Source organism: Massilia sp. P2_C2 (genome assembly GCF_056404615.1).
This window is the reverse complement of record NZ_JBFUDR010000121.1, coordinates 1-17,513: the sequence shown is the minus strand read 5'-3', so window position 1 is coordinate 17,513 and position 17,513 is coordinate 1. Positions and strand designations below refer to the sequence as shown.

Genomic DNA, 17,513 nt, shown 5'->3' with positions numbered 1-17,513 from the left:
GCCGTCTCCGGGCCGCTGGCCCAACTGGCACCGGCTGCGCGTGCCGGCAGTACGGGAGGCGCAGGCGCGGTGCCGCGGCAGCTGCGTCCGCCGCCGCGCGCGACGCCTGCGCCACCGGCACACGGCGGCGACATCGCGGCCATGCAGGCAACGGCGCTCGCCACCATGGCCGCGCAGGATGCGCTGGCCCGGATCCAGAACCAGATCGCCGTCAACCAGTCGAAGAACGCCGTCATCGAAGAACTGGGCAAAGGCCTGAAATCCCTGTCCCAGTAAGCCATCGAGGCCGCCCGCGCGCGGCCTCTTCCAGTTTTTCATACGGGGCACGCCCGACCCATCCGGATTATTGGACGCCGGGCGCTGCTTCCAGCATGTTTCCCTAAATAAACCCATTGCAAATCAGGCAGTTGGCGCATCGGTGTGCCGGCGCACGCTCTGGCATGTGTATTGCTGTTGTGCGTACACCCGGTACCCGCCGGGTCATGACAACACGCGGCGTCAGCAGGCACCGCGATTCTTGGAGAACAAAGTGAAGAAGACACGTCCCCTGACCCTGTACATCCTGATCGCGATGGTACTGGGCGCCGCAGTTGGCTACGGTTGCCATGAAACCATCGCCGACAAGAAGATCAGTGCCGACATCGCGGCACATATTTCCATCGTCACCGATGTGTTCCTGCGGCTGATCAAGATGATCATTTCGCTGCTGGTCTTCTCGACGCTCACGGTCGGCATCGCCCACATGGGCGACGGCCGCGCCGCCGGCCGCATCGGCATCAAGGCCATGAGCTGGTTCGTGATCGCCTCGCTGATCTCGCTGAGCCTGGGCATGGTGTTGTCCAACCTGATGCAGCTGGGGAGCCACCTCAACCTGCCGCTGCCCCCGGTCGATGCCGCCACCGGCCTCAAGACGACCGCGTTCACCCTGAAGGACTTCGTCACCCACCTGGTGCCGAAGTCGCCGATCGAGGCGATGGCCAACAACGAGATCCTGCAGGTGCTCGTGTTCTCCCTGTTCTTCGGCGGCGCGCTCGGTGCGCTGGGCCAGTCGGCGTCCGGCCTCACCGCCGTGATCGACCAGCTGGCGCAGGTCATGCTGCGCATTACCGGCGTCATCATGAACCTGGCCCCGCTGGCCGTGTTCGCGGCAATGGCTTCCGTCATCACCACCAATGGCCTGGGCATCCTGCTCACGTTCGCCAAGTTCATGGGCGGCTTCTACCTCGGCCTCGCATGCCTGTGGCTGCTGCTGATCCTGGGCGGCTCCCTGTTCATCGGCAAGCGCGTGCTGCGCCTGCTGGTGCTGATCCGCGAACCGTTCCTGCTGGCCTTTTCGACCGCCAGCTCGGAAGCCGCGTATCCCAAGCTGCTGATGGCGCTGGACCAGTTCGGCGTACAGCGCAAGATTTCCAGTTTCGTGCTGCCGATGGGCTATTCCTTCAATCTGGATGGCTCGATGATGTACTGCACCTTCGCCGTGCTGTTCATCACCCAGGCCTACGGCATCGACCTGTCGCTGGGCACGCAGATCACCATGCTGCTGTTGCTGATGCTGACCTCGAAGGGCATGGCCGGCGTGCCGCGCGCGTCGCTGGTCGTGATCGCCGCCACCCTCAACCAGTTCCACATCCCCGAAGCCGGCCTGCTGCTGCTGATGGGCATCGACCAGTTCCTCGACATGGGCCGTTCGGCCACCAATGCCGTCGGCAACGCCATCGCCACGGCCGTCGTCGCCAACTGGGAAGACGCACTGGAGACGTCGCCGCAACAGGTTGTGCCGGTCGCCGCGCATGCCGGCTGATGGTCCACCTGCCCGATTTACCGATTTGCCGATTCACATTCCAATAAACCACGGAGACTTGCTTGAAATATCATCTTATCGCCGCCGCGTGCGCGCTCGGCCTGACCGCTTCCTGCGCCCAGGCGCAATCGTTCGTGAAAGTCTACGGTGTCGCCGATGCCGGCATCGTGCTGGAAAGCGGCGGTCCGGACGGCCGGGTCAACCGGGTCGGCAGCGGCGTCGCGTCCGGCTCGCGGCTGGGCTTCAAGGGCAAGGAAGACCTCGGCGACGGCATGAGCGCCTTCTTCGTCCTGGAAAACGGCTACAACATGGATACCGGCAAGGCGGGGCAGGGCGGGCTGCTGTTCGGCCGCCAGGCCCTCGTGGGCCTGTCCGGCGCGGCCGGTTCGATCAGCCTGGGCCGCCAGTACGCACCGTACTTCAAGGCCATGCGCGACATCGTCGACCCGTTCTGCACGGGCCTGGCGGGCAATGTGCAAAACATCTTCCCGGGCTTTACCCGGATCGACAACGCGGTCGATTACCAGACGCCCAAGTGGAACGGGATCTCGGCCGAGGTACTGTACGGCCTCGGCGAGGCCGCCGGCGATGCCGCGAAGAACCGCACCATCGACGGGACCGCCACCTACGAGGGCGGTCCGCTGACCCTGGTGCTGGCGCATCACGTGCAGAACGATACGACGGGCATGGCGCACAGCCGCAGCACCCTGCTGGCCGGCCGTTACCGCTTCGGCGTGGTCACCGCCCACGCGGCCTATGCGCGCAATCGCGACGTGCTGGGTCAGCCCAGCCGGGATGCGCTGCTGGGCATGAGCGTGCAGGCCGGCCCGGGCCGGGTGCTGGCCTCGGTGGTGCTCCACCGCGACGATTTCGGCCGTGACGCGCGTGCCCGCCAGGCCGCGATCGGCTACGAGTACGGTCTCAGCAAGCGTACCGACCTGTACGCCGCCTACGGCCACATCGTCAACCGCGACGGCGCCGCGTACACGGTCGGCGACGCCACCGTTGCCGGGTCCGGCACCACCGGCGTAAACATTGGGGTGCGTCATGTGTTTTAATTGCGGGAGTTAAATCTTACGGACCGTCATGCCAGCAGCCGATCCCATCGTCAACCCGCGCCCGGCCGGCCGCTGGCCGCGCCGGCGGCTGGCGTCGTGGGGCGTGCTGCTGCTGGCTTGCCTGGCGCTGGCCGCCGTGGTTTACCGCTATGCCGAGGATGCCGCGATCGAGCGGCTGCGGCTTTCCGGGGCGCAGCGGCTTGACACCTACGCGGGCAGCCTGGAACACCTGCTGTCCAAATACGATTTCCTGCCCGGCACCTTCGAACTGAACAAGGACATCGTCGCGCTGCTGAACCGGCCCGGCGACGAGGCGCTGCGGACCGAGGTCAACACCTATCTGGAGCGGGTCAACCGCCTGGCCAGGTCGACCACCATCTACATCGTCAACCTGCAGGGCGTGACGCAGGCCGCCAGCAACTGGCGCGAGCCTGACAGTTTTGTCGGCGACAACATCGCCTTCCGGCCCTATGTGCGCGACGCGCTGCGGGGCGCGCCCGGCGGCTTCTACGGCGTCGGCACCACGCGGGGCGAGCCCGGCTATTATTTTGCGCGCGGCATTTATCACGACGGCCGCATGCTGGGCGTGGCGACCGTCAAGGTCAACATCGAAAGCCTGGAGCGCAACTGGGCCGAGACCGACGCCGGCGGCAAGGCGCTGCTGACCGATGCGCATGGCGTGGTGTTTCTCAGCTCGGTGCCCGAATGGAAATACCACACGCTGGCCCCGCTGACGCCGGCCGTGCGCAGGGAACTGGAACAATCGCGCCAGTATTACTCCCATCCGCTCACGCCGCTGGGCCTGCGCGAAGTGCGCGCGACGGGCGCCGGCGCCCGCATCGTCATCGGGCCGCCGCCCGCCGCGGGGCGGCCCATGCTGAGCCAGTCGCGTTCGCTGGTCGAGCGCAACTGGCGCATGGTCTATCTGTCCGACCTTGCGCCGGCCCGCGCCAGCGCCCGTGCCGCGGCCCTGCTGACCTTGCTGTCGGAAGCGCTGGCGGTCATGCTGGTGCTGTATGCGCGCCAGCGCCATCGCCTCGGCCGGCAGCGCCTGCGCGCACGCGAGGAGTTGCAGCGCGCCTATGATCAGCTGGAACAACTGGTGGCCGAGCGGACCGCCAGCCTGGAGCAGACCACGCGCGACCTGCGCGACGAAAACCTCGTGCGCCGCCAGACCGAGGAGCAATTGCGCAAGACGCAGAGCGAGCTGGTCCAGGCAGGCAAGATGGCCGTGCTGGGGCAATTGTCTGCCGGCATCACGCACGAACTGAACCAGCCGCTGACGGCGCTGCGCACGATGTCGGACAATGCCCGCGTGCTGATCGAGCGCGGCCGTCTCGACGACGCGCGCGCCAACCTGGCCACGATCTCGCAACTGGTCGAGCGCATGGGCCTGTTGACCGGGCAGTTGCGCCAGTTCGCGCGCAAGGCCGACGCCCTGCTGAGCGCGGTGCCGGTGGCGGACGTCGTCACGGCCGCGCTATTCCTCGTCGAGCGCCGCATCGCGCAGGAGCGCGTCAGCTTCCGCATGGCGACGCATCCCCGTGACTTGTATGCGCTGTGCGACAGCAACCGGCTGCAGCAGGTGCTCGTGAACCTGTTCAGCAACGCGCTCGACGCGATGGAGATGGCCGCCAGCACGCCGCGCGAACTCGTCGTCGATGCCGCGCGCGACGGCGACCGGGTGCTGATCACCGTGACCGACAGCGGTCCCGGCATCCCCGAAGAAAACCGCGCGCAGTTGTTCGAACCGTTCTTTACCACCAAGCCGCAGGGCAAGGGGCTGGGCCTGGGGCTGGCCATCTCCGAGCAGATCGTGCGCGAGTTCGGCGGCCAGTTGCGGGCCGAATCGCCGCCCGGCGGCGGCGCCCGGTTTATCATCGATCTGCCACGGGCGAAGTAGGAGAAAATAATGTCAGAGTATGAATCCATGAAAGTCCTGCTCGTCGAAGACGACCCCACCGTCCGTGCCGGCAGCGCACAGGCGCTCGACCTGGCCGGTTTTACGGTCGAGGCGTTCGACGCGGCCGAGCCGGCGCTGGCGCAGGTGGGGCCGGGTTTCGCCGTCGTCGTCGTCAGCGACGTGCGCCTGCCCGGCATGAGCGGGATCGAACTGATGGCCGCCGTCAGGGCCATCGACGCGCAGGTGCCGGTGATCCTGGTGACGGGCCACGGCGACATCTCGATGGCGGTGGGCGCGATGCGCGACGGCGCCTACGATTTCATCGCCAAGCCGTATTCGTCGGAACAGCTGGTCGAGGCCGTGCAGCGGGCGCTGGAAACGCGGCGCCTGATGCTGGAAGTGGCCGCGCTGCGGCACCGCATCGCGAACGGCGAGGGCATCGAAGCGATGCTGCTGGGCGATTCGGCCGCGATGCGCGACCTGCGCCGCCTGATCCTGGACCTGGCCGACGAATCGGCCGACGTGCTGATCTACGGCGAGACCGGCACCGGCAAGGAGCTCGTCGCGCGCTGCCTGCACCAGTTCAGCAGCCGCCGCGCGCACAACTTCGTCGCGCTGAATTGCGGCGCGATCCCGGAAAACATCTTCGAAAGCGAGGTATTCGGCCACGAAGCGGGCGCGTTCACGGGCGCGGCCAAGCGGCAGATCGGCAAGATCGAACACGCCCACAAGGGCTCGCTGTTCCTCGACGAGATCGAAAGCATGCCGATGTCGCTGCAGGTCAAGATGCTGCGCGTGCTGCAGGAGCGCTACGTCGAGCGGCTCGGGTCGAACAACCTGGTACCGGTGGACGTGCGCGTGATCGCTGCCGCCAAGGTCGACCTGAAGGAATGGTCGGACCAGGGGAAATTCCGCAGCGATTTGTACTACCGGCTGAATTTGATCGTGCTGAACCTGCCGCCCCTGCGCGAGCGGCGCGAGGACATCCCGCTGCTGTTCGAGCACTTCATGCTGGGCGCGGCGGCGCGCTACAAGCGCGGCGCACCCACGGTGCCGGGACCGCTGATGCAATCGCTGATGGCGCACGACTGGCCCGGCAACGTGCGCGAGCTGCGCAACATCGCCGAGCGCTTCGTGCTGGGCCTGGCCAGCGGCGCGGACGGCCTGCTGGCGGCGCGCAACGCGGCGCCGGTGCCGCTGGCCGACCAGGTGGGGGCCTTCGAGCGGGCCGTCATCGAACAGGAGCTGCGCCGGGCGGCGGGGAGCATCGTCGACGTCAGCGCGGTGTTGGGCGTGCCGAAGCAGACCTTGTATTACAAGATGCAGAAGTACGGGCTGACGCCGGACGACTATCGGTGACGTTGGTGTAACGCAAACGTTACGCGTGGGCACAGGGTGCCCACCCTACGGCAATGCGGATATCGTGATAATTCGGATATCGTGGCAATTCGGACATCGTAGGGTGGGCACCCCGTGCCCACGTTTGCATGCATGCCCGCAGCGTCACCGTGCCGCGAACGTGACGGTGACCTTCAATCCACGGCCCCCGTCCGCCGGATTCAGCGCCAGCGTCGCCCCATGCACCGTGGCGATGTCGCGCACGATGGCAAGACCGAGCCCCGTGCCGCCCGGGTTGGTCTCCAGCGCGGCCGCGGCGCGATAGAAGGGCATGAATACCTTGTCGTATTCGGCCGGATCGAGCCCCGGTCCGCTGTCCTGCACGTCGAGCACGACGGCCTCGCCGCGCCGGCGCACGCGCGCGAGCACCGTGCCGCCCGGCGGCGTGTAGCGGATCGCGTTGTCGACGAGGTTGCTCACCAGTTCGTGCAGCAGCAGGGCCTGGCCGGCGATCGTCGTCGCGTCGTCCGCGTCCGCTTCCAGCGCCAGGTCGATGCCTTTCTGGACGGCCGGCAGCGCGAGTTCCAGCCCCACCTGGCGCGCCACCTCGGCCACCGGCACCGGTGCCAGTACGGCGTTCGCGCCGCCATGCTCGATGCGCGCGAGCGTCAGGAGGCGGTTCGCGAGGTGCACCGTCGAATCCGTCGTCGCCGCGATCGAGCGCACGATGGCCTGCATCGCGGCCGGGTCGTTTTCGCGCAGGGCCAGCTCGGCCTGCGTCTTCAGCACCGTCAGCGGCGTGCGCAGCTGGTGCGAGGCGTCGGCGATGAAGCGGCGCTGGCTGGCGATCAGGTTCTGCATCCGCGCCATCGTGCCGTTCATCGCCGCCACCAGCGGGCGCACCTCGCGGTGGACGAGGGTCTCGTCGAGGTCGGACAGGTCGGAGATCGCGCGCGTCTCCACGACCTGTTTCAGGCGCATCAGCGGCTGCAGCACGAGGCGCACGGCGAACCACACGAGCGTGGCCACCGCGAGCACGAGCAGCGCCTGGCGCCACAAGGTGTTGACCAGGATGCGGCGCGACAGCGCTCGGCGCGCGTCCAGCGTCTCGCCCACCTGGATCAGCGCGATGCCGCGCATGGAATCGTCGTACACGGGTTGCAGCAGGGCGGCGATGCGCACCGGCTCGCCGTTGTAGTCGGCGTGGTAGAAGCGCACCAGAGCCGGATACAGTTCCGAGCGCGGCGTGTCCTTCGGCACCGGCGGCAGGTCGTCGTAGCCGGACACCGTCTCGCCATGCAGCCCGCCCACGCGGTAGAAGATGCGGCCCAGCGTGTCCGTCTCGAAGCTGTCCAGCGCCACGTAGGGCACGTCCGCCACGACCTTGCCGTCGCGGACCGACACGCGCTCCGCCAGCGCGCGCGTGGACGCGAGCAGCGAGCGGTCGTAAGCAATGTCGGCGGCGTCGAGCGCGTCGCGGTACAGCGACACGGCGTTGACCGCCACGAGGATCACGAGGGGGATGATCAGCCAGCGCAGCAGCTGTCCGCGCAGGCTGCCCAGCGGGACGGGGGTATCGTCTCCGGCAACGCGCCGGCGCGGCCACAGGCGGGCCAGCAGCGGGGATGCGGCGGAGAACGGGGGCATCGCGACGATCAGGACGCGGCGGGCGGCCGTTCCTGCAGCAGGTAGCCGATGCCGCGCAGGGTGGCGATGGCGGCGCCGCCGTCCGGGCGCTTGTCGAGCTTCTTGCGCACGCGGTGGATGTACAGCTCGATGGCGTCGAGGTTGGCCTCGTCGTCCAGCGCGAACACTTCGTCGAACAGCTTTTCCTTCGGCACGGCCCGGCCCGGGCGCGAGATCAGCGCCTCCAGCACGGCGTGCTCGCGCGGCGTCAGCGCCAGCGGCTCGCCGCAATAGGTGAACATGCGTGCGACGGTGTCGAAACTGAGCTGGCCGCAGCGGTGCACGAGGGCCTCGTTGCCTACGCTGCGCCGCAACAATGCCTTCACCCGCGCTTCCAGTTCCGCCAGCTCGAACGGCTTGGCGAGGTAATCGTCGGCGCCCAGGTTCAGGCCCTGTACGCGTTCTTCCAGGCCGCCGCGCGCGGTCAGGATCAGCACGGGCGTGCGGCCGCGCGTGCCGCCGCGGGCGCGCAGGCGGCGCAGCACCTCCAGGCCGTCCATGCGCGGCAGCGTGAGATCGAGGATCACGAGCGCATAGTCCTGGGTGTGCAGCAGGGCGTCGGCGTCGGCGCCCGTGGCCGCGCATTCGACGGTGAGATTCGCGTCGCGCAGGGCTTTCGACACCCAGTGCGACAGCTCGACATGGTCTTCGACTAACAGGATTCGCATCGCGCCAGTGTACGCGCAAAGCCGGCGCGGCRGAAAGCGTTGCGTGGCCGGCGCTACGTGGTTTCCACAATAGGTGTGGTGAAAGCTTGAGTGAAAGCTGATTGAAAGGTAAGCGGACCTATCCTTGGTTTCACGAAGCGGCACTTGACCGCATTGATGACAACAACGGAGACACCATGAAGAAATCGGCCCTCGCGCTCGCCGTCCTGGCAGCGCTTTCCCTGAACGCCTCGAACGCATCCGCACAGACCAATGTCCAGTTCTACGGCATCGTCGACGCCGGCGTCGAATACGTGAACCACGCCGCCGCCAACGACGGCAGCCAGGTGCGCGTGATCTCGGGCGGCAAGAACACGTCGCGCTGGGGCTTCCGCGGCAGCGAAGACCTGGGCAACGGCCTGAAAGCCATCTTCAACCTCGAAGGCGGCATCCTGATGGACACCGGGGCCCAGGACGGCAACCTGTTCAAGCGCCAGGCCAACGTCGGCCTCGAAGGCGCCTTCGGCCAGGTCGTGCTCGGCCGCTCGTTCACGACGACTTATGATCTTGTCATCAAGTTCGATCCGATGGGCTTCGCCCCGAACTATTCGTGGGCGACGAGCGGCAACGCCACCGGCCCGTCGAAATACGGCATGACGACCGCGTTCGACAACCTGATCAAGTACACCGGCAAAACCGGCGGCTTCACCTACGGCGCCACCGTCGGCCTGGGCGAACAGGCGGGCAACAACGCGGATGGCCGCAAGTATGCCGTCGGCGGTTCGTGGATCGCAAACGGCATCGGCCTGATGGCCGCTTACGAGCAGGTCAACGGCAACACGGTCGCCGCCACCGGCAACCGCGACAAGACGACGGCCTTCCACCTCGGCGCCGAATACAAGGCCGGACCGATGCGCTACCAGGCCGGCATGCGCGGCTACAAGCTGGTGGCCGGCAAGGCCGCCACGGCGGACGTGCGCGGCGACACCTACTGGGGCGGCGTGACCTACGAGGTCTATCCGTGGACGCTGACCGGCGCCGTCTACCATGTCAACACGAAGAACCTGCCGACGGACAAGGACGCCGATCCGACGATGCTCGTGGCGCGCGCCATGTACTCGCTGTCCAAGCGCACCTGGCTGTACGTGTCGGCGGCGCACGCCAAGGCCGACCACGGCCAGCTGGTGGGCCTGTCGCGCGACGACCCGGGCTTCGCGTCGACGCAGACCGGCGTCACCGCCGGCATCCAGCACCGGTTCTGACCGACCCGCGGCCGCAGATCATGAAGCGCGCCATCCAGACCCTGTTCGCCGCGACTGTTTTCGCAGGTGGACTGACCAACGCGGCCGCGGCCAACGCCGGGGCCGAATGCGTGGTGCCGTCGAAACCCGGCGGCGCCATGGACCTGACCTGCAAGCTGGCCCAGAAGGCCTTGCCGGACAGCCGGTTGAAACTGGCCTACCTGCCGGGCGGGATCGGCGCCGTCGCGTGGCACACGCTCGTGTCGCAGCGGCGCGCCGAACCCGACACTCTCGTAGCGTTCTCCGGCGGCTCGCTGCTGAACCTCGCCGAGGGCAAGTTCGGCAAGGCCAATGCGGCCGACGTGCGCTGGGTCGCGGCGCTCGGCGTCGACTACGGCATGATCGCCGTGCGCGCCGATTCGCCCTGGCGCACCCTCGGCGAACTGCTCGACGCCATCCGGCGCGATCCGCAACAGGTGCTGGTGGGCGTGTCCGGCACGATCGGCAGCCAGGACTGGATGAAGGTGGCGCTGCTGGCGCGTCGCGCCGGCATCGAACCGCGCCGCCTGCGCTTCGTCGCGCTGGAAGGCGGCGGCGAGACGTTCACGGCGATGAACGCCAGCTACGTGCAGGTGATCTCGGGCGACGCGTCGGAAGCGGCGCTGTACGCCGACCACGGCAAGGTGCGCGTGCTGGCCGTGCTGGCCGAACACCGCCTGCCCGGGGTGCTCGCCGCGGTGCCCACGGCGCGCGAGCAGGGCTACGACGTCGTCTGGCCCGTGATCCGCGGCCTGTGGATGGGCCCCGGCGTATCCGATGCCGACTACCGCCGCTGGGTCGACGCCTTCGCCCGCGTGCAACAGACACCCGAATTCGCGCATTTGCGCGCCGCCTCCGGCCTGTACCCGTTCTCGCTCACGGGCGATGCGCTGACGCGCTGGGTCGGGCAGGCCATCAACGATTACAACAGACAGGCCAGGGAATTCAATCTGGTTCGCGAGCACTGACAACACCCTAGGAGACATAAACATGAACATCAAGACTACCCTGATTGCCACCGCCGCCGCCTTCGCACTGACCGCACCCGTGCTGGCACAGGTGCCGACGGGCTATCCCGCCAACTACCAGCAGATGGTCGACGCCGCGAAGAAGGAAGGCAAGCTGGTGATCTACGGCGCCACCGACAGCAAGGCCGCCGCGCCGCTGATCAAGGATTTCAACGCGCTGTACCCCAACATCAGCGTCGAGTACAACGACATGAACTCGACCGAGGTGTACAACCGCTTCATCTCCGAGAACGCCGCCGGCGGCGACACGGCCGACGTGATGTGGTCCTCGGCGATGGACCTGCAGATGAAGCTCGTCGCGGGCGGCCATGCGCTGACCTATAAATCGGTCGAGGCGCAAAAGCTCCCCGCCTGGGCCGTGTACAAGGACATGGCCTACGGCACCACGTTCGAGCCGGCCGCCTTCGTCTACAACAAGCGCCTGCTGAAACCGGAAGAAGTCCCGCAGACCCACGCCGACTTCGTGCGCATCATCCAGCAGCCCAAGTTCCAGGACAAGGTCACCACGTACGACATCGAGAAATCCGGCGTCGGCTTCATGTTCATGACCCAGGACGAAAAAGACTTCCCGCAGTACAAGCAGCTGGAACAGGCATTCGGCGCGGCCAAGGTGCGCGTGCAGTCGTCGACCGGCACCATGCTGGAACGTATCTCGTCGGGCGAGAACCTGATCGGCTACAACGTGCTCGGTTCCTACGCCCTGGTGCGTGCCAAGACCGATCCGTCGCTGGGCGTCGTGCTGCCGAAGGATTACACCCTGATCATCTCGCGCGTCCACTTCATCAACAAGCAGGCCAAGCACCCGAACGCGGCCAAGCTGTGGACGGACTACCTGCTGTCGCAGCGCGGCCAGACCGTCGTCGCCAATGGCGCCAAGCTGTATGCGATCCGCGCCGACGTCACGGGCGAGACGACGTCGAGTGACCTGATCAAGATGGTCGGCGAAAAGAACGTCAAGCCGCTGCCCGTCAGCCCGGCCGTCGCGGAATACCTGGATCCGGCCATCCGCATGGCCTTCCTGAAAGAGTGGAAAGCCACCGCCGGCAAGAAGTAAGCCTGTCACGGCCTCCGATCGGATACTCCCATGTCTACTTCAACCATGCCGCTGGAAACCAAGGGCGAAAACGGCGCCGGCGGCCTGCCCGCCGTGCGCACGCCGCGTGTGAACTGGACGCGTGCCATCGTCGTCCTGCTCACCTGCGTGGCCATCTTCGTGCCGCTGTTCCTCGTCTTTTACCAGAGCTTCCTGACGGCGCCGTTCTTCATGCCGGACAAGGCGCTCGGCCTGGACGCGTTCCGCTTCATCTTCGACGATGCGGACTTCTGGCTCGCGTTCAAGAACGGCCTGCTGCTGGCCGCCGGCCTGGCCGCCATCGCCGTGCCGCTGGGCGGCATGCTCGCGTTCCTGATGGTGCGCACCGACCTGCCGGGCCGCGGCTGGATCGCGCCGCTGCTGCTCGTGCCGATCTTCGTGTCGCCGATGGTGATGGGCTTCGGCTACGTCGTCTCGATGGGCCCCGTGGGCTTCTACTCGACGTGGGCGCACGACCTGCTGGGCTTCATCCCGTGGAACGTGTATTCGTTCACGAGCATCGTCGTCATCGCCGGCCTCACGCACGTGCCGCACGTGTACCTGTACGCCTCGTCCGCGCTGAAGAGCCTCGGCTCCGACGTGGAGGAAGCGGCGCGCGTCTCGGGCGCCTCGCCGTGGCAGGTGATGTTCAACGTGTCGCTGCCGATGATCATGCCGGCCCTCGCGTATGCCGGCGTGCTCGTGTTCTTCCTCGGCTTCGAAGTGTTCGGCCTCGTGCTCGTGCTGGGCGATCCGGAAGGCCATCTCGTGCTGGCCACCTACCTGTACAAGCTGACCAATAAACTGGGCACGCCGTCGTACCACCTGATGGCCGCCGTCGCCGTCTGCCTCGTGGCCGTGACGATGCCGCTCGTGATGCTGCAGCGCTGGCTCCTGAAGTCGGCCAACAAATACGTGTCGATCAAGGGCAAGGGCGCGCGCCAGAAGCCGCTCGCGCTGGGCAAGTGGAAGTGGATGGCCTTGGGCCTGCTGGGCGCCTGGATCCTCGTCACCATCGTGCTCCCGATCTCAGGCATCGTGCTGCGTTCGTTCGTGCAGTACTGGGGCGAAGGCGTGAAGCTCGCCGACGTGCTCACCCTGCAGCACTTCCGCGACATCTTCGAACAGCCGTCGCTCGTGCGCGGCATCCTCAACACCGTGCTGATCGGCGTGATCGGCGGCGCGCTGGCCGTCGCCTGCTACACGGCGATCGCCCTGGCGATGCACCGCAAGGCCGACGGCGTCACGCGCCTGCTGGACTACAGCGTGCTCGTGCCGCGCGCCGTGCCGGGCCTGCTGGCCGGCCTGTCGTTCCTGTGGGTGTTCCTGTTCGTGCCGAGCTGGCTGGACGGCCTCCTGCAGGGCCTGAACAACCCGGTGGCCGCCTGGCTGTCCGAGCACTTCATCCCGCAACTGCGCCAGCTGCGCTCGACGATCTTCGCACTGTGGCTCGCATATTCCGTCGTGTGGCTCGCATATGGCATGCGCCTCGTCTCGACGTCGCTGCTGCAGGTGGGCCCGGAACTGGAAGAGGCGGCACGTGCCGTGGGCGCGAGCCGCGGCCGGGTCACCCGCGACGTGACGCTCCCGCTGATCAAGTTCGGCATGCTGGGCGCCTGGCTGATGGTGTTCCTGATCTTCGAACGCGAGTACTCGACGGGCGTGTACCTGCTGTCGCCCGGCACCGAGGTGATCGGCGCGATGCTCGTGTCGCTGTGGGCCGGCGGCTCGACGGACCTCGTGGCCGCGCTCTCGTTCATCAACATCACGCTCGTGGCCATCGGTTTGGGCATCGCCCTCCGCTTCGGCGTCAAGTTGCACAACTAAATCATGCGAGACAACATCATGAACGTTTTGACCGTCAACGACCTGCACCTCGACTACGGCCATGGCGCCACCGCCAACCCGATCCTGAAAGGCGTGTCGATGCATCTGCAGCGCGGCGAAGTCGTGGCGCTGCTGGGCCCCTCGGGCAGCGGCAAGACCACGCTGCTGCGCGCCGTCGCGGGCCTGGAGAGCCCGAAGTCGGGCACGATCGACATCGGCGAACGCCGCGTCTTCGACGGCAGCAAGAAGCTCGAACTGCCGGCCGAGGCGCGCAACCTGGGCCTCGTGTTCCAGTCGTATGCGCTGTGGCCGCACAAGACCGTGTTCGACAATGTCGCCTACGGCCTCAAGCTGCGCAAGATGGCCGCGCGCGACATCGAGCCGAAGGTGCGCGAGGTGCTCGCGCAACTGGGCCTCGGCCACCTGGGCGAACGCTTCCCGCACCAGCTCTCGGGCGGCCAGCAGCAGCGCGTGGCGATCGCCCGCGCGCTGGTCTACAACCCGCCCGTGATCCTGCTCGACGAACCGCTGTCGAACCTGGACGCCAAGCTGCGCGAGGAAGCCCGCGCCTTCCTGCGCGAGCTGATCGTGCGCCTGGGCCTCTCCGCGCTGATGGTCACGCACGACCAGGCCGAGGCGATGGCGATCTCCGACCGCATCCTCCTGCTCAACAACGGCAAGATCGAGCAGCAGGGCACGCCGCAATCGATGTACGAAACGCCGGACACGCTGTTCACTGCGGAATTCATGGGCAGTAACAACCGCCTGCCGGCGCGCGTGGTGGCCCGCAACGGCGGCGCGGCGCGCGTGCAGGTGGAGGGCATGGCGCTGAACGCGACGGCCCGCGGCACCATCCCCGACGCGGACGGCACCGCGCTGATCCGCGTGGAAGAAGTGCGCATCGGCCGCACGCCCGTCGACAACGGCATCCAGTTGCCGCTGTCCACGTGCATGTACCTGGGCGACCGCTGGGAATGCCTGTTCAAGCAAGGCGACGCGAACGTGCGCGCGTACTCCAAGTACCGCATCGACCCGGGCCAGTACTGGCTCGAGATGCCCGCCGAGAAGCTCTGGGTGTTTTGATAAAAGCCTTCCTGCCGGCGCTCGCGCTGGCATTCCTGGCCGCGCAGCTGTGCATCGCCCTCGATACGCCGCTGCCGTGGATGATCGGTCCGCTGTTCTCGACGGCCATCGCCTGCATGCTGGGCGCGCGGCTGGGGGCCCCCGTGCAGGCGCGCGAGGCGGGGCAGTGGGCCATCGGCACCGCGCTGGGCCTGTACTTCAGCGCACCCGTGCTGGCGGCGCTGGCGCGCAACCTCGGCTGGATCGCGCTCGCCGTCGCCTTCGCCGTCTGCCTCGGCATGGCCGCCGGCGCGCTGCTGCGCCGGCTGTCCGGCTGTGACGGGACGACGGCCTTCTTCGCGATGGCCGTCGGCGGCGCGTCCGAGATGGCCGTGCAGGCCGAGCGCCACGGCGCCGCCGTCGACAGGGTGGCTGCCGCGCACAGCCTGCGCATCATGATGGTCGTGGGCAGCATCCCGTTCGTAGTGCGCTGGTTCGCCGCGCACGGCTGGGGCGCCGGCCTCGACGCCTTCGTGCCGCTCGCGGGCCGGGTCGACACCGCCGGCCTCGTCGTGCTGATCGGCGTGACGTCCTGCGCCGCCCTGATGCTGAAGCGCCTGCGGGTGCCGAACGCCTGGGTGATCGGTCCGCTGGTCGTCGCCCTGATGCTGACGGCGGCCGGCGTGCAGCTCTCGCGCCTGCCGGAATGGATGATCCGCACGGGCCAGCTGTTCATCGGCGTCTCGCTCGGCACGCGTTTCACCCCGCAATTCGTGCACACGGCGCCGCGCTACCTGGCCAGCGTGGCCGCGTGCACGCTCGTCACCCTGTTGCTGGCCGGCCTGTTCGCGTTCTGCGTGGCGGGCATCACGGGCCTGCATCCGGGGACGATGGTGCTGGCCACGTCGCCGGGCGGCATCGCGGAGATGGCGCTGATGGCGCGCGTGCTGCACTTGGGCGTGCCCGTCGTGACGGCGTTCCACGTGGCGCGCATGGTCGCCGTCGTGCTCGGGATCGGGCCGCTGTATCGGGCGTGGACGCGGAGCGCGTGACCCGGCGCGGGTGACGCCGGCCGCACCCGGTACGTCCCGGGTTGCGGTTTCCGCCCGCGCGGGTAGCGAAATCCACGACCTTTGATTCACACCCAGCAACATCCTGTGTTCAACGTGCCGGTTGTGATGTAGATTGTCGCTTCGTTCAATTCCCGCTTCGACGAGCATGAGCCACCCGACCCACCGCAGCCAGTTTTCCCTGCTGACCGAGCGCCGCTTCGGCCCGTTCTTCTGGACCCAGTTCCTGGGCGCCTTCAACGACAACGTGTTCAAGACGGCGCTGCTGGTCGTGCTGACCTATGACGCGAGGGCGTGGACAACGGTCTCGCCCGCGCTGCTGAACAACCTGATTCCCGGCCTGTTCATCCTGCCGTACGTCGTGTTCTCGGCCACGGCGGGCCAGATCGCGGACAAGGTCGAGAAGGGCCGGCTGGCGCGCATCGTCAAGGTGCTGGAGATCGCGATCATGGGCGTCGCCGCCCTCGGCTGGCTGACGCATACACTGTGGCTGCTCGTCGCCGCCATCGCCGGCATGGGCGTCCATTCCACGCTGTTCGGCCCGATGAAATACGCCTACCTGCCGCAGCACCTGAAACCGGAAGAACTCGTGGGCGGCAACGGCGTCATCGAAATGGGCACGTTCGTCGGCATCCTGCTGGGCGAGGTGATGGGCGCGATCCTGGCCGGCCACGGCGCCGCCGGCGTGCAGCTGGTCGCGTTCGGGACGCTGGCCGTGGCCGTGCTTGGCCTTGTCACGAGTTGGCGCATCCCGGCCTCGCCGGCCCCCGCGCCGTATTTGAAGATCAGCGCCAACTTCGTCGCCGAATCCGTCCGTAACCTGGCGTTCTCGAAAAAGAACCGCACCGTGTTCCTGTCGATGCTGGGCAATTCCTGGTTCTGGTTCTACGGCGCCCTCGTGCTGTCGCAATTCCCGCTGTATGCCAAGGATTACCTGCACGGCGACCACAGCGTCTTCGTGCTGCTGCTGACGATCTTTTCGCTGGGCATCGGCGCCGGCTCGCTGCTGTGCGAAAAACTGTCGGGCCGCAAGGTCGAGATCGGCCTCGTGCCGTTCGGCGCCATCGGCCTGTCGCTGTTCGGCATCGACCTGTATTTCGCCAGCCTCGGCTACACGAATACGACCCCGGTCGATTTCGCCGGCGTGCTGGCGCAGCCGGGCACGCTCCGCATCCTGGCCGACATCCTGCTGCTGGGCGTGTTCGGCGGCTTTTTCATCGTGCCGCTGTTCGCGCTGATCCAGACGCGCTGCGACCCGCAGCATGTGTCGCGCACCATCGCCGGCATGAACATCCTGAATGCGCTGTTCATGGTGGCGTCGGCCGGCGTGGCCATCTTCCTGATCAAGCGCGGCTTCACGATCCCCGAGATGTTCCTGACGACCGCGCTGCTGAACGCCGTCGTCGCCATCTACATCTTTTCGCTGGTGCCGGAATTCCTGATGCGCTTCCTGGCCTGGCTGCTGATCCACACGATCCACCGCGTATCGACCGTGGACGTCGAGCGCATTCCGGAAGAGGGCGCCGCCGTCCTCGTCTGCAATCACGTGAGCTATGTCGACGCGATCGTCATCATGGCCGCCAGCCCGCGTCCGATCCGCTTCGTGATGGACCACCGCATTTTCAAAACGCCGCTGCTGGGCTTCATCTTCCGCACCGGCAAAGCGATCCCGATCGCGCCGGCGCATGAAAATCCGTGGCTGATGGAAAAGGCATTCGTCGACATCGCGCAAGCCCTGCAC

Annotated in this window: 14 protein-coding genes; 12 read left to right on the top strand and 2 right to left on the bottom strand. The window is 67.3% G+C overall.

Annotated elements, in window-relative coordinates; genetic code table 11:
- From AC1DYX_RS15550 to AC1DYX_RS15530, 5 genes are all read left to right on the top strand, one after another.
- The coding region (locus AC1DYX_RS15550; RefSeq protein ID WP_477260314.1) for a hypothetical protein at positions 1–276 on the top strand (276 nt) is incomplete at its 5' end.
- 253 nt (positions 277–529) lie between these two features.
- Positions 530–1,801, top strand: a complete 1,272-nt coding sequence (locus AC1DYX_RS15545) for a dicarboxylate/amino acid:cation symporter (protein ID WP_477260312.1) — start codon at positions 530–532, stop codon at positions 1,799–1,801.
- A gap of 62 nt (positions 1,802–1,863) precedes the next feature.
- A complete protein-coding gene (locus tag AC1DYX_RS15540) occupies positions 1,864–2,859 on the top strand; it encodes a porin (protein ID WP_477260310.1) in 996 nt (331 codons plus the stop codon).
- 28 nt (positions 2,860–2,887) lie between these two features.
- Positions 2,888–4,762, top strand: a complete 1,875-nt coding sequence (locus AC1DYX_RS15535; RefSeq protein ID WP_477260307.1) for a sensor histidine kinase — start codon at positions 2,888–2,890, stop codon at positions 4,760–4,762.
- A gap of 9 nt (positions 4,763–4,771) precedes the next feature.
- Positions 4,772–6,121 (top strand): sigma-54-dependent transcriptional regulator, encoded by a 1,350-nt coding sequence (locus tag AC1DYX_RS15530; RefSeq protein ID WP_477260305.1) that lies wholly within the window; start codon positions 4,772–4,774, stop codon positions 6,119–6,121.
- A gap of 144 nt (positions 6,122–6,265) precedes the next feature.
- Here the strand turns inward: AC1DYX_RS15530 and AC1DYX_RS15525 are convergent, their stop codons facing one another.
- The gene (locus AC1DYX_RS15525; RefSeq protein ID WP_477260303.1) at positions 6,266–7,747 is read right to left on the bottom strand and encodes a sensor histidine kinase; all 1,482 of its coding nucleotides are present in this window, start codon (positions 7,745–7,747) and stop codon (positions 6,266–6,268) included.
- A gap of 8 nt (positions 7,748–7,755) precedes the next feature.
- Complete coding sequence (locus tag AC1DYX_RS15520; RefSeq protein ID WP_477260301.1) at positions 7,756–8,454, bottom strand: response regulator; 699 nt, start codon at positions 8,452–8,454, stop codon at positions 7,756–7,758.
- 176 nt (positions 8,455–8,630) lie between these two features.
- Here AC1DYX_RS15520 and AC1DYX_RS15515 point away from each other — a divergent pair, with 176 nt between their 5' ends.
- From AC1DYX_RS15515 to AC1DYX_RS15485, 7 genes are all read left to right on the top strand, one after another.
- On the top strand, positions 8,631–9,695 hold the full coding sequence (locus tag AC1DYX_RS15515) for a porin (RefSeq protein ID WP_477260299.1): 1,065 nt from the start codon (positions 8,631–8,633) through the stop codon (positions 9,693–9,695).
- 20 nt (positions 9,696–9,715) lie between these two features.
- The gene (locus AC1DYX_RS15510) at positions 9,716–10,681 is read left to right on the top strand and encodes a tripartite tricarboxylate transporter substrate binding protein (RefSeq protein ID WP_477260297.1); all 966 of its coding nucleotides are present in this window, start codon (positions 9,716–9,718) and stop codon (positions 10,679–10,681) included.
- 22 nt (positions 10,682–10,703) lie between these two features.
- Positions 10,704–11,795 carry an ABC transporter substrate-binding protein gene (locus tag AC1DYX_RS15505; RefSeq protein WP_477260294.1) on the top strand — a complete coding sequence of 364 codons (1,092 nt, stop codon included), beginning with the start codon at positions 10,704–10,706 and terminating at the stop codon, positions 11,793–11,795.
- Between the two features lie 30 nt (positions 11,796–11,825).
- Positions 11,826–13,640 carry an ABC transporter permease gene (locus AC1DYX_RS15500; RefSeq protein ID WP_477260292.1) on the top strand — a complete coding sequence of 605 codons (1,815 nt, stop codon included), beginning with the start codon at positions 11,826–11,828 and terminating at the stop codon, positions 13,638–13,640.
- Positions 13,641–13,658: 18 nt separating this feature from the next.
- Positions 13,659–14,723, top strand: coding sequence for an ABC transporter ATP-binding protein (locus tag AC1DYX_RS15495; RefSeq protein ID WP_477260289.1), 1,065 nt, complete (start codon positions 13,659–13,661; stop codon positions 14,721–14,723).
- Positions 14,720–15,754, top strand: coding sequence for an AbrB family transcriptional regulator (locus tag AC1DYX_RS15490; RefSeq protein WP_477260287.1), 1,035 nt, complete (start codon positions 14,720–14,722; stop codon positions 15,752–15,754). Before AC1DYX_RS15495 ends, AC1DYX_RS15490 begins: the two co-directional genes overlap by 4 nt.
- Before the next feature lie 166 nt (positions 15,755–15,920).
- A partial coding sequence (locus tag AC1DYX_RS15485; protein ID WP_477260285.1) for an MFS transporter occupies positions 15,921–17,513 on the top strand: 1,593 nt, incomplete at its 3' end.

Coding starts and splice junctions, on each gene's coding strand:
- AC1DYX_RS15515 (WP_477260299.1), top strand. CDS start 8,631: ATGAAGAAATCGGCCCTCGCGCTCGCCGTCCTGGCAGCGCTTTCCCTG.
- AC1DYX_RS15505 (WP_477260294.1), top strand. CDS start 10,704: ATGAACATCAAGACTACCCTGATTGCCACCGCCGCCGCCTTCGCACTG.
- AC1DYX_RS15495 (WP_477260289.1), top strand. CDS start 13,659: ATGAACGTTTTGACCGTCAACGACCTGCACCTCGACTACGGCCATGGC.
- AC1DYX_RS15525 (WP_477260303.1), bottom strand. CDS start 7,747: ATGCCCCCGTTCTCCGCCGCATCCCCGCTGCTGGCCCGCCTGTGGCCG.
- AC1DYX_RS15510 (WP_477260297.1), top strand. CDS start 9,716: ATGAAGCGCGCCATCCAGACCCTGTTCGCCGCGACTGTTTTCGCAGGT.
- AC1DYX_RS15520 (WP_477260301.1), bottom strand. CDS start 8,454: ATGCGAATCCTGTTAGTCGAAGACCATGTCGAGCTGTCGCACTGGGTG.
- AC1DYX_RS15500 (WP_477260292.1), top strand. CDS start 11,826: ATGTCTACTTCAACCATGCCGCTGGAAACCAAGGGCGAAAACGGCGCC.
- AC1DYX_RS15535 (WP_477260307.1), top strand. CDS start 2,888: ATGCCAGCAGCCGATCCCATCGTCAACCCGCGCCCGGCCGGCCGCTGG.
- AC1DYX_RS15530 (WP_477260305.1), top strand. CDS start 4,772: ATGTCAGAGTATGAATCCATGAAAGTCCTGCTCGTCGAAGACGACCCC.